This window comes from Pseudomonas sp. NPDC089918 (assembly GCF_050280605.1).
Lineage (GTDB): Bacteria > Pseudomonadota > Gammaproteobacteria > Pseudomonadales > Pseudomonadaceae > Aquipseudomonas.
Genome location: NZ_JBNNVP010000002.1, coordinates 201,073 through 214,157, shown reverse-complemented (window position 1 = coordinate 214,157; position 13,085 = coordinate 201,073). Strand labels below are relative to the sequence as shown.

At 59.4% G+C, this 13,085-nt stretch carries 7 protein-coding genes; 5 read left to right on the top strand and 2 right to left on the bottom strand.

Annotated features, from left to right (window positions below):
* Positions 1-74 precede the first annotated feature (74 nt).
* The 4 genes from ACQKPC_RS02450 to ACQKPC_RS02435 all read left to right on the top strand — a co-directional run bounded on the left by ACQKPC_RS02450 (position 75) and on the right by ACQKPC_RS02435 (position 3,308).
* Positions 75-1,433 carry an HD domain-containing phosphohydrolase gene (locus tag ACQKPC_RS02450; RefSeq protein WP_427622986.1) on the top strand — a complete coding sequence of 453 codons (1,359 nt, stop codon included), beginning with the start codon at positions 75-77 and terminating at the stop codon, positions 1,431-1,433.
* Between the two features lie 261 nt (positions 1,434-1,694).
* Complete coding sequence (locus tag ACQKPC_RS02445) at positions 1,695-2,129, top strand: NUDIX hydrolase (protein ID WP_427622985.1); 435 nt, start codon at positions 1,695-1,697, stop codon at positions 2,127-2,129.
* A 23-nt stretch (positions 2,130-2,152) separates the two neighbouring features.
* Positions 2,153-2,791, top strand: coding sequence for a LysE family translocator (locus ACQKPC_RS02440; protein WP_008072313.1), 639 nt, complete (start codon positions 2,153-2,155; stop codon positions 2,789-2,791).
* A 1-nt stretch (position 2,792) separates the two neighbouring features.
* The gene (locus ACQKPC_RS02435) at positions 2,793-3,308 is read left to right on the top strand and encodes an N-acetyltransferase family protein (RefSeq protein WP_427622984.1); all 516 of its coding nucleotides are present in this window, start codon (positions 2,793-2,795) and stop codon (positions 3,306-3,308) included.
* 384 nt (positions 3,309-3,692) lie between these two features.
* Here ACQKPC_RS02435 and metR read toward each other — a convergent pair whose 3' ends face one another.
* Positions 3,693-4,610 (bottom strand): transcriptional regulator MetR, encoded by a 918-nt coding sequence (gene metR, locus ACQKPC_RS02430; RefSeq protein WP_007898547.1) that lies wholly within the window; start codon positions 4,608-4,610, stop codon positions 3,693-3,695.
* A gap of 120 nt (positions 4,611-4,730) precedes the next feature.
* On the opposite strand from metR, the gene metE reads away from it, so the two are divergent.
* A complete protein-coding gene (gene metE / locus ACQKPC_RS02425; protein WP_427622983.1) occupies positions 4,731-7,043 on the top strand; it encodes a 5-methyltetrahydropteroyltriglutamate--homocysteine S-methyltransferase in 2,313 nt (770 codons plus the stop codon).
* A 41-nt stretch (positions 7,044-7,084) separates the two neighbouring features.
* Here metE and ACQKPC_RS02420 read toward each other — a convergent pair whose 3' ends face one another.
* Positions 7,085-12,658, bottom strand: a complete 5,574-nt coding sequence (locus ACQKPC_RS02420) for a hypothetical protein (RefSeq protein WP_427622982.1) — start codon at positions 12,656-12,658, stop codon at positions 7,085-7,087.
* Positions 12,659-13,085 lie beyond the last annotated feature (427 nt).

Here is a 13,085-nt window from a genome sequence, read left to right as displayed (position 1 = left end):
AAGTCAGGCTCGGGGCGCCAGGACGTTTGCCCCGCGCGCGACATAAAGACACACGTTTCACTTGAGGTAATGCCATGGAAGAGCAACTCCCCACGACTGAGACCTATAAACCCAAATTACTGCTGGTCGACGATGAGGAGTCGATTCTCAATAGTCTGCGCCGTCTGCTGCGCGGTCAGCCCTACGAGGTACTGCTGGCCACCAGCGGTGCCCAGGCGCTGGAGATCATGGCGCAGCAGCCGATCGATCTGGTGATGAGTGACGCGCGCATGCCCAATATGGACGGCGCCACGCTGCTGGCTCATGTCCATCAGCGTTACCCCGACACTCTCCGGATCATGCTGACGGGTTATGCCGATCCGTCGGCCATTATCAAAGCCATCAATGAAGGGCAGATTCATCGTTACATCAGCAAACCCTGGCACGATGAGGAAATGCTGCTGACCCTTCGACAATCACTTGCCTATCAGCATTCCGAGCGTGAACGCTTGCGTCTGGTGCAGGAGACGTGGGATCAGAACGAGAAGCTGAAGCTGCTCAACGCCACCCTGGAAAAACACGTCGCGGCCCGCACCAGCGAGCTGCAGCAGACCGCCGACATGCTGGACCTGGCCTACGAAGAGCTCAAGCGCAGCTATGTCACTGGCACCGAGGTGTTTTCGTTGCTGGCCAACCTGCGCCTGCCGCCCGCCAAACAGACCAACCGGCAGATCATCGAACTGGTGCGGGTGTACTGCAAACTGCATGGTCTGGACGAAGGCAGCAGTCGTGACCTGACCATGGCCGCGGCGCTTTACAACATCGGAAAGTTGAGCTGGACCGACAGCATGATGAGCACGCCCTCGGACCTGCTGCATCACAATGATCGCGAGCGCTATCGGGGGTACCCGAAGCAGAGTGAGTCGCTGCTGATGACGCTCGACCCAATGAAGGATGCCGCTCGGCTGATCCTGCATCACCAGGAGCGTTGGGACGGCAGCGGTTTTCCGGATCGGCTCAAGGGCGAAGCGATTCCGTTCGGTTCGCGGTTGCTGAAACTGGCGGTGGATTTCATCGAGTTGCAGCGCGGGCTGATCCTCGAACGGCAGATGAACAGCGATGAAGCCCTGGTGTACATCCGCCAGTACGCCGGTCGCCTCTACGACCCGGAACTGGTGGAGGATTTCATTCAGGTCTGCGCCACTTATCTGAGCGACGTGACGCTGGCCGATCCGACGGTCAAGGTGCTGACCACCCGGGATCTGGCGGCGGGCATGATCCTGGCGCGCAATCTCAACGCCGACAACGGCATGCTGCTGCTCAATGCCGGCAAGGTGTTGAATGGGCCACTGGTGGAGAAGTTGATCGCTTTCGAGGCGATGGAAGGTGCCAGGTACAGCATTTTTGTGAAAGTGCCGGAGGAAGTGGAGGGCGCGCTTCTCGAGACGAGCTAAGTGTTCAAGGCTCAACACTGATCCCCTGTGGGAGCCCTGTGGTGAGGGTCTGTGGCGAGGGTCTGTGGTGAGGGTCTGTGGCGAGGGGGCTTGCCCCCGTTGGGCTGCGAAGCAGCCCCAAAATCTCCAATGCACCAAAGATCTTTGTGAGTGCTACGCACTCAAACGGGGGCAAGCCCCCTCGCCACAGGCAAGCCCCCTCGCCACAGAAGCAGTGCTCATGTGATCCTTGCGTCTTTTGCCCAAGGCCAATCCTGATCCATGACGCTTTCATCCGCCGCTTCGTCTCGTCTCATCCGCATTGCCGCAGCCCTGCTGATCGGCCCCGACGGTCGCACCCTGCTGGTGCGCAAGCGCGGCACCCAGGCGTTCATGCAGCCGGGAGGCAAGATCGAGGCCCATGAGCAACCGGTCCATGCCCTCGCCCGGGAGCTGGAAGAGGAACTGGGACTGGTCATCGATCCGGCGCAAGCCGCCTACCTGGGGCAATTCTCGGCACCGGCCGCCAATGAGCCGGGTTTTGTCGTACACGCCGAACTCTTTCAATTGACCATCGACTCACACGTTTCCCCAGCGGCGGAAATCGAAGAAGTGCGCTGGATCGATCCTGCCACCGACGGCGATGTCATGCTGGCGCCATTGACACGGGACCAGATATTGCCGTTTTATCGAGCCTCACTGAACGAAACCGCTTGATCGTCCAAGGACGGAGGATGCCCATGATCCCGCTTCAAGATTTGCTGATTTTCGCCGCGGCGGCGCTGCTGATGGTACTCACGCCCGGGCCAAACATGATCTACCTGATCTCTCGTTCAATTTGCCAGGGGCGCAAGGCCGGAGTGACTTCGTTGCTCGGCGTGGTCGCGGGGTTTTTAGTGCACCTGTTCGCGGCCGCTGCGGGTTTGACCGCGGTGTTCGTGGCAGTGCCGATGGCCTATGAAGTGTTGAAGTGGGCCGGTGCGTTGTACCTGTTGTGGCTGGCCTGGCAGGCGGTCAAGCCCGGTGCGCGTTCGCCGTTCGAGGCGCAGCAGTTGCCAGCGGACTCGTCCCGCAAGCTGATCACCATGGGCTTTCTCACCAGCGCGCTGAACCCGAAAATCGCGGTGTTTTACCTGTCGGTGTTTCCGCAGTTCATTACCCCTGAGCACGGTTCGGTGTTCACCCAGAGCATCATCCTCGGCCTGACCCAGATCAGCGTGAGCTTCAGCGTCAATCTGCTGATCGCGCTGTTTGCCGCGGGCATCGCCTCCTGGTTCGTCAACAACCCGAACTGGCTGGCGATGCAGCGTTACTTCATGGGCTTCGTGCTGTCCGGGCTGGCGGTGCGCTTGATGCTCGAGCAGCGGCGAGTGGCCTGAAATGTGGATTCAACGGCTTGATGCCAGCCATGCCCTGGATTACCGGGCGTTGATGCTTGAAGCCTATGACTTGCATCCCCAGGCGTTCACGTCCAGCGTGCGCGAGCGCGCGGTAATGCCGTTGAGTTGGTGGGAATCGCGCCTGACCGGCAAGCTGGATGTAGTGTTCGGGGCGTTCGAGAAGGGTGAGCTGGCGGGCATCGTCGGGTTGGCCTTCGAGCCGCGGGAGAAGGCCCGGCACAAGGCGACGTTGTTCGGCATGTACGTTTCGGGTGACGTTCGGCAGCGCGGGCTCGGCTATCAACTGGTTCAGGCAGCGTTGGCTGAAGCACAGACCCATCAGGGCCTGAGGCTGATCCAGCTGACCGTTACCGCAGGCAACGAAGCCGCCTTCAAGCTGTATCAGCGATGCGGTTTCGTGCAGTTCGGGCTTGAGCCACTGGCCGTGCGGGTTGGCGAAGACTATTTCGACAAGATTCATATGTGGCGTGAGCTCACCGCTGAATCTTTGGCATAAGGGCTGTTGTGGCGAGGGAGCTTGCTCCCGCTGGGCTGCGAAGCGCCCCCAAAACCAATCAACCCGGTTGTATCTGATAAACCGTATTCGCCGGTTTTACGACTGCTGCGCAGCCGAACGGGGGCAAGCCCCCTCGCCACAGTTTCTTCGAGCATCGGGGACGCCAAGCCTGTGGCGCGAGATCTGAAACCACCCCGATCCTACACACAGGGGATCTGCAATGACCCCATTTTTTGTGAACCCCGCAGATCCAATGTGGGAGCGGGCTTGCTCGCGAAAGCGGTAGATCAGCCAACATTTATGTTGAATATGAACCCGCCTTCGCGAGCAAGCCCGCTCCCACATTTGATCATCATTGCCCCAGCCATTTCGGGTGACAGAGCATTAGCGCACTGCACTAACCCCGTCCAGCGTCGAAAACGACGTGTCCTTGGCCGTCAGCAAAAAGTCGCGCATGTAGGGTGCATCCAGCATGTCGGCGCGAATCCCGGCGTAGAGTGTTGCGAACAAGCCTTTTTCCCCCAGCCGTTTAGCCTTCACGTAACCCCGTGAACTGTATTCATGCAGCGCCCAATGAGGCATGCCGCAGACGCCACGACCGCTGGCCACCAGTTGCATCATCATCACCGTCAGTTCCGAGGTGCGCACCTGGGCCGGTTCGATGTCGGCCGGTTCCAGGAAGCGGGTGAAGATGTCCAGCCGATCACGCTCCACCGGGTAGGTGATCAAGGTTTCCGTCAGCAGATCTTCGGGCACGATGTACGGCTTGCTCGCCAGGCGATGCTGGTTAGCCACCGCGAGCATGGCTTCGTAGGTGAACAACGGCACGTAAGTGATCCCGACCAGTTCCAGCGGATCGGAGGTCACCACCAGGTCCAGGTCGCCTCGGGCCAGCGCCGGCAGCGGGGCGAAGGAGAAACCCGAGGCCAGGTCCAGCTCGACTTCCGGCCAGGCGTCGCGGAACTGGTCGATGGTCGGCATCAGCCACTGAAAGCAACTGTGGCACTCGATCGCCATGTGCAAACGCCCCGCCGTGCCGCCGGCCAGCCGCGCAATGTCACGCTCGGCGCCGCGCAGTAGCGGCAGGGTGGCGTCGGCCAGTTGCAGCAGGCGCAAGCCGGCACTGGTGAAGCGCACCGGTTTGGTCTTGCGCACGAACAACGGCATGCCCATGCGCTCTTCCAGCTCCTTGAACTGGTGGGACAGTGCCGACTGGGTCAGGTGCAGGCGGTCGGCCGCATCCACCAGGCTGTCGGCTTCGCGCAAGGCGTGCAGGGTTTTCAGGTGACGGATTTCAAGCACCGGGGGCTCCATGAGGAAAACTTGTGATCAACACGAAAAGGTTGAGTTTGTCTCATGTTGGGTGAGCTGTCGACAATAGCACCATGTTTTATAGCGTCCTTTATAGAGAGAACTCTTACCATGGCCTTGGCCCACACACTTGGTTTCCCGCGCATCGGCGCCGACCGCGAACTGAAAAAAGCCCTCGAATCCTACTGGAAGGGTGATCTGGATCAGGACGCGCTGAAAAGCGTCGGCCGCCAATTGCGCGCCACTCACTGGCAATTGCAGAAAGACGCTGGCATCGACCTGCTACCTGTGGGCGACTTCGCCTGGTACGACCAGGTACTGACTCACTCCCTGACCTTCGGCGTGATTCCCGAGCGCTTCGACGGTGCCAAAGACTCCCGTGGCCTGCCGACCCTCGACACCCTGTTCGCCATGGCCCGTGGCGCTACCGCAGCCTGCTGCGGCGGTGAACATACCCAGGCGCAATACGCCCAAGAACTGACCAAATGGTTCGACACTAACTACCATTACCTGGTCCCGGAATTCACCGCTGATCAACAGTTCAAACTGAGCTGGGAACAGCTGTTCGACGAAGTCGACGAAGCCAAAGCCCTGGGCCACAACGTCAAACCGGTGATCATCGGCCCGTTGACTTACCTGTGGCTGGGCAAGGCCAAAGGCAATGACTTCGACAAGCTCGACCTGCTGGAGCGCCTGCTGCCGATCTACGGCGAAATTCTCGGTCGCCTCGCAGCCCAAGGCGTGGAGTGGGTGCAGATCGACGAACCGATCCTGACCCTCGACCTGCCACAGGCCTGGAAAAACGCCTTCGAACGCGCCTATCACATCCTTCAATATTCGCCGCTGAAAAAACTCGTGGCGACTTACTTCAGTGGCCTGGAAGACAACCTCGGCCTGGCTGTCAGCCTGCCAGTGCAAGGCTTGCACATCGACGCGGTGCGCGCACCGGATCAACTCGGTCAGGTGCTGGATCGTCTGCCGACTTACAAAATTCTCTCGGTGGGTCTGGTGAACGGTCGCAACGTCTGGCGCTGCGAGCTGGAGCAAGTCCTCGCGCAACTGCAGCCGGCCCAGGAGCGTTTTGGCGATAACTTGTGGGTCAGCAGTTCCTGCTCGCTGCTGCACAGCCCGGTGGACCTGGACCGTGAAGACAAACTCGACCCGGAACTGAAAAGCTGGCTGGCGTTTGCCGTGCAGAAGTGCGGTGAAATCGCCGTGCTGCGTGATGCCCTCAACGATCCGCAATCGCCCAAAGTGCAAACCGCCCTGGCTGAAAGCCGCGCCATTGCGGCCAGTCGCGCTCAGTCTCCGCGTATCCACAAAGCGGATGTGCAGGCCCGAATCAATGCCATCGGCGCAGCGGACAGCCAACGCCTCTCACCATTTACCAAACGCATCGCACAACAACAGGCACGGCTGAAACTGCCGGCGTTCCCGACCACCACAATCGGTTCGTTCCCGCAAACCGCTTCGATCCGTCTGGCGCGCCAGGCCTTCAAGCAAGGCAAGCTGTCGGCCAACGATTACACGGATGCCATGCACAGCGAAATCCGCCACGCCGTGCAAATCCAGGAACGCCTGGGCCTGGACGTGCTGGTGCACGGTGAAGCCGAGCGCAACGACATGGTCGAGTACTTTGCCGAACAACTGGACGGCTACTTGTTCACTCGGTTCGGCTGGGTCCAGAGCTATGGCTCGCGCTGCGTTAAACCGGCGATCATCTACGGCGACCTGAGCCGTCCGAAACCGATGACGGTCGACTGGATCACCTACGCCCAGAGCCTCACCGACAAAGTCATGAAAGGCATGCTCACCGGTCCCGTGACCATGCTGATGTGGTCGTTCCCGCGCGAAGACGTCTCGCGCAAAATTCAGGCGCAGCAACTGGCCCTGGCCTTGCGCGATGAAGTGGTGGACCTGGAAAACGCCGGCATCAAGATCGTGCAGATCGACGAAGCCGCGTTCCGTGAAGGGCTGCCACTGCGCCGGGCGCAATGGCAGGAATACCTGGACTGGGCGGTGGAAGCCTTCCGCTTGAGTGCATCGGGCGTGCGTGACGAAACCCAGATTCACACCCACATGTGCTACAGCGAATTCAACGACGTGATCGAGTCCATCGCCGCCATGGACGCCGACGTGATCACCATCGAAACCTCGCGCTCGGACATGGAATTGCTGGAGGCCTTCGAAGCGTTCGACTACCCGAACGACATCGGCCCGGGCGTCTATGACATCCACTCGCCACGGGTGCCGGACACGACCGAGATGGTCAAATTGATGAGCAAAGCGGTGAAGCGCATTCCAGCCGAGCGGTTGTGGGTCAACCCCGATTGTGGTTTGAAAACCCGCGCCTGGCCGGAAACCGAAGCAGCGCTGGTAAACATGGTCGCGGCAGCACGGCAGTTGCGTAGCCAGCTGGCGTGAAGCGCCAGGAAGGAGCGGGGTAATCCCGCTCCTTTTTTTCATCAGAGGTTTTCGAAGTGTGGCAGCGCGGCAGATTGTTTGCCGATATCGGCGTAAGGCAGGTCGGCGTTGTCCGCGTGGGTGAGAAACCGATGTTCCGGTAATTTCAAATGGGCTTTCTCGAATGCGCCGAATGCAGGTGCGGCCTTGTTGTAATGGAAGTGGGCGTACCACAGCACTTTCGCGGGTGTTTGCGTCAAATCCCAGACTTCGTATTCCTGCATATAGTCAATTCGACCATTCGAGCGTCTGCCCAGGTTTTTGATCGGACTGGTTTTACGGATATCTACCACGTGGTGCGTGACGAGGTCGCCGAGCATGCCATCGGTTGGTTTTTTAATCAGCAGCGACTGACGGGTTCGCAGTGCGCGACCGGTGGCAATCAGTTCGGTGGCCTTGTCGCGTAGCTGCTGGACAAGGGCATTGCCTGGGGCAATGTCCTCGATGCCAAGAGCGCGGCGTGTGAGTTCATTTGCCTCACTGACCATCATGTGCTCGAGGTCCACCGGGAGCATGTCTTGATCCGCGTAGGCTTGAACCCTGGCCTGGTAGGTTTCTTGTGATTGCAATCGGTGGCGGGCATCTGCCACTAACGGTTCAAGTTCTCTGCGAATGGAGTGGGATGGCTGTGGCTGTGGGTTCAAGAGGCGGAATTTGCCGTTGCTCCCTTGTTCCCAGATTTCCATGTACCCACTTCGTCCCGTCAGGATGTATTGCCGCTTTTGTGTAGTCGTTTCCCAGCGCTCCACCCCGATCAACAATTGGTCGCCTTCAGTGGTGAACACTTTTTTGTTGCTGCGCCCTGGAATAGTCGGTGCAGGCAAATCAAGCGCCTTGCGCGCTCTCTCGGCCATTTTCGCGATGCCGTCCATCAATGACGGCACGTCATCCAGATGAAAATGCTGAGGATAGCTGGCAGTCCAGGCATTCATATCCCGACGAAATTGACTGTAGTACTCGATGCACTCTTGAAGGATCTGGTTACGCTGAGCCTTGGTAACATTGACTTCCGGCAGACTGAATTGGGTGAACAGGGCGCGGTCGACTTGGGCTCTTTTCACTTGCGCCTGGCTTTGGAGCCAGAACCAGGACACATCGTTGGCGGTGTCATAGCGTGTCACCATTTCCAGCAAGTTACCGGTTCTCAAGTAAAGGAGATTTGTCTCGCTGAGACGCCCGTTCAGCATTGTGATTTCCTGGGTCAGTTGGGCTTTGTGTGCCTTGACGGTAATTTTCTCGTACCAATAGTTAAGGTCCCGCATTTGGGCCTTGATGGTGTCGAGTTCTTTAATCGTTTCCAGCCGCAGCTTCCGGATATCCCCCAGCACCCGCAGCCGGTCGGAGAGCGCTGTAGCGGGCAATGTGTCCAGACTCTCTATCAGCGCATCGATACTGTTCAGCAGGGGATCGGTTCGATGATTGGCAAAGAACAATTGTTGCTTGTACCTGTCGGTCAGTAACGCCGCGTCATCGCTTTGCATTTGCACAAGCGCGCGCTTTTTGTTGCCGTGGCTGAGTGGAAGCAGATCTGCCAGCGTCTGGTAGTGCTGTTTGGCTAACTCGATATCGGCGATGCAGGCTGTCTCCGCTTCGTGCATCAGCGCCTTGGGACGCTCTGGATTGGCGTTGTAGGCTTGCAGGGCGGCTTTGGTGCGCTTTACCTGGGTATCGAATTGCAAGGCGAGTCTGTCGGCCTCTACGGTCAATGCATGATGGCGACGATAAGCATGGTCGCTCCACCAGCGAGGCAACCGTTCGCGCAGAGCCTGAGGCCATACCGGATCAAGCGTATCCGCCAGGTGCCCGAGCATGTTGCCGCCACCGAGCCCCCCGCCTTCGAACGTAACGCCATAAACGCCGAAATAAGTATCCCAGTGGCCTGCTTCATCGAGCGCGATGGGCTGTTTGTAGGTTTTTTGGCTATTGCCGCTCAAGCGCCAGTTGCGTGAATCCTTGCTGCGCTCGACCTGGAAAATCCGTCCCTGGCGCACGATAAAATCACCCTCGGTATGGCGGTAGATATTGCGATAGGTCCCCTGGGTTGCCGGCTGGAGTCCCGACAGGGAAATTGCCTGCTCATACTCGTAACCGGCGAAGCGTTCGGCCACATGCCGGGCCTGACGCATCGAGGGCACCTGTATCGCGGCCGCCGTTGTGCCCAACTTATGCAGCTGGCGCGCGCGCGTGACGGAGCTGGCTGTCCGGGAAAGCGCCGAGGCTGCAACTTCACCGGGGAGCAGATCCATGGCCGCGTCGATCAGCGACAACAGCACCGATTCGACCTCCGCCAGGCCGTCACCCACGTCTGCGCGTAAAAAGGCTGCCACCGCCTGGTTCGCGGCGATCCAGGCATCGTAGAGTGCGATAGCGGTCCCGACGAAAGGCACCAGTCCAAAAGCCATTTTTATGTAGTTGAAGGCGCGCGGGCCTTTCAGTGCGTAACGCTCCATGTACAGCGCGTCGTTGGCGCGGGAGGTGCCGCGATGAGTTTCGATCAGGCGACCCATATGAGCATTGACCAGGTGGGCGGCCAACGAGGTGGTCGCGGGCCAACGCAAGCCGACTCCGATCAAGGCGTCGAAATGTTTAAGCATGCTCTGCTTGATGCGGATTTCGTGGGCTCGTACGTCGCCCTGTAAGGCCCGGCCAGCCAGGTAGCCGACCCATTTGTCATGCAGACACAGGTTGAACAGGGCTTTGCGAGCGGTTTCCAGGCTGTCGTAACGGCGCAGGAATTGGCCATCGGGGCTGTCGGGCAGGTATAGCAAAGTGACCCCGCTGACCTGTTCCTCGATGAAGTTCACGCCAGACAAAGTCACGGGGCCTTCATTGGGTGTGTCCTTGCCACCCACGCTCAAGTAGGCCGGCAGCAATACAATGCGCTTGCCATCGGTGCGCCAGGCTTCGGGGTTGTCGGCGTCGATGGCGATGTGCAGGACTTGCAAGTCGTTTTGGTCGATCTGCTTTTGCAGGCGGGCGGTCTCACCCTGCAATTTGAGCATCAGCGCCCAGGGCTCGATCAGGCTCTCGCGGCGATGCTCTTTGCTGAAGACGGACTCGGTGGCCGCCCCCGTGAACGCGTCGCGGATCAGCGTTTCGTATGCCTTGGGCAGGTCGAGCTCCGGCAGGACCCTCATCAGATAATCACGGGTGATGCCGCTTTTCAGGGCCTGGGCTTCTGTCTTATTCGCCGCAGTAACCTCCACCTGCATGAAGCTCAATCGCAGGGAAAGGGGTTCCAGGTTCATCGACGGTGTGTTGTCTATATTGTGTTGGGCCAGGTCCTCGAGAGACATCCTGCTACGCGTCACACTTGGAATCAGCACGAGTTTTTGCGGGGTTCCTGGCGCTCCGGGAGCGGGATCGAGATGCTTTGCCCATTTCACCGAATCGGGCAAGTCGAGCTTCACGTCGAAACGGCCCTTGATCGCGAAATCCTTGCGCAGACGGGCGTGCAAGTGTTTGCGGGTGAAGTCGTCACGGGGTTCCAGGGCGACTGTTATCAGTTCGTGGCTACGTTGCATCGCCTTGATGTACGCCTCGATCAGTCGCTTGAGCCTGGTACGGTCAGCCTCGGTCAGTGCACTGAGCCAATTTGGCAGGTTGGAGGCGAGGATATTGCTGAGGTCTTGCTCTTGCAGGTGGGCGAAAGCAAGGTTCCTGGCAGCATGTACCGGAACCTGCAACGTGGCGCGGGTGTGTTTGCGCAAGATTTCCAGTTGTTCGGCACGCTGCGCGGCCTGGGCCGGCTCGGCGTGACGCTGGCGCAGCGCGCCGGCCTGCTCTTCGAAGTCGCTGGTCAGTTGATTCAGCCCGTACGTCAGCGCGTCGCCAGGAATTTTATTCAGCTGCAACGTCAGTGCATTGTCCTGCTGATGAATCTGCAATACCTGGCGTTCAAGCTCACGACGGTTGGCGAATCGTTGCAGACCACCGCCGGTGCCAGACCAGTAGAGCAGCACGCTGTGCGGCGAATTGGCATCGGCCAGCGCATCCGCTCGGGTGACGATAAATGCGCCGTTGAGTTCCTGGGCGGTGACCGTGGTTTTGTCACCGCTCTGTTCGGTCATCGATAGGGTCAGGCTGGCCGCGACGGGGTCCGGACCTGGATGATCGGGAGTGTCCAGCAAGGCCTTGAGCAGGCTGCACTCCTCGTCACTGAGTTGTTTAAGCGCCAGTTGGAGCCTGGCTTCTGCGTGCAGACCGGCCTTATGGGCGCTGTGCAGGGCGGTGAACGCCTGCTGGAACGTGACCACATCCAGTGGGCGCGATCGATAAAGCAACGCAGAGGCGGCCTTGTCTGCGGCTTCTTCGGCGATTTCCAACGCTTTGAGCGAGTCCTTGAACGGTTGCAGGCCCTGGCCATCTCCTACCTCTGCCACCAATATTTCGAGCGCATCGCGCTGCTTGTTCAGCGCGGCCCGGCGCAGTGACAAGGGGATATCCGCATATAGGCTGCCAAACAGTGGCTGTTCACTGGCCACCGTGTCGCCATCGGCGGTTTCCAGCTTGGGGGGTGAGGCGAGAATGGCAGTCTTGCCGCGCTCTTGGTCAACCTGGTCAGCCAGGGCGAGGGATTGCGCACCGTGCTCCGCCAACCCGGGCTTGTCGAGGGTTGCGTGGCGTAACGCGCTGACCTGAGCCGGCTGGCAGGCCGCAAACAGGTCGCTTGCGCCCACGCCCATGGGGTCGGTTTTGGCGGTGTATTCAAAGCGAACGTTATCGGTAGGCAAGCCGGTCGGGATGAGTGCCTGTCGGAGCAGCCATGCCTCCATGTCGCTGCGTTGACTGAAAAGTTGAATGGCGACGGGCCGGCAAGGCAGATACAGCCATTGACTGCCGCTGGCCGCCTCGCCTGTGGTGATGACCCATGCGCCTGGGAGTTCGACTCTGCCGAGGTTACTCAATACCAGGGCCAATTGCTCGGTATGGACAGGCTGGCTGTCCAGCGTCAGAGCACCGAGGGGCGGATCAATGATCAACAACAGGGGTTTGAGCTGTTCCGCCGTCAGGGCTCTCTGGGCGAATGCCAGTTGGATGCTCGCTTCGAAATGATGACGGTAAAGCTGTATTGCCCGTTGTTTACGCGATACCGCAGTGCCGGGGGCGCGCGTGTCCCAGTAGGTTGCCCAACGCTCGCGGTGCGACTGTTCAGGGTTGAGTGTCTTGAGTCGTTCGAGCATTTGCAGTGGCGTCAGGTTCGACAGGGGATGAGTCTGATTCAGACCGGTCACTCGACAGCGCTCATCGAGCGTCGTCTCCAGTGTCGGGTGTTGCAGGACGAAGGCGCAGGCATCGGTGAAGCTGACAAACCGTTCCGGATGCTCCTGTGTGGCGACGAAGAGCAAGCCAGCTTGTTGCCCGGCCAGATCGAGTTTTTGTTTCAACAGTTGAGTGAGCGTGTCACGCATTCCCGGACTGGCGGCAAGAAGCTCGCGCAAGCCCTCGCTGCTTTCGCGCCAGCGTGCCGAAGCATGCAGAAACAGGCTTTCGTCGTAGAGAGGCGGCAGCGCGGATGGGGTAGGGATGAGGATCGGCGCCGGGTTGGGGAGGTCGAAAAGAAGTCTATCGGTCATATCAACATGGCTCGGTGCGAGGAGCGGCGGTTCCACTCCATTTGCGAGCCATTTAAGGAAAGTTCTCGGGGACGGTGGCGGTAAATAGTTATCGCGTCAGAGGAGAATGTGATCGAACGCACCTCGTGCAATCGTAATGCTGTTCATTTAGGCGCGCTCTTGGATCGTGCGTACCTTTGTGGCGAGCGAGCGAGCGAGCGAGCGAGCTTGCTCGCGCTGGGCTGCGTAGCGGCCCCAAAATCCGATAACAATCACCGATTTTTGTGAGTGCTACGCACTCAAGCGGGAGCAAGCTCCCTCGCCACAGGTTTCTCTGATTCAAGACTCTCTTAAGTGAACAGCATTCCTCGTGCAATCGGGCTGTCACGATGACCGCTCGGCAATCTTCATCAAACTGTCACGTAACTGTGGCAGCGCGCTTGAACAA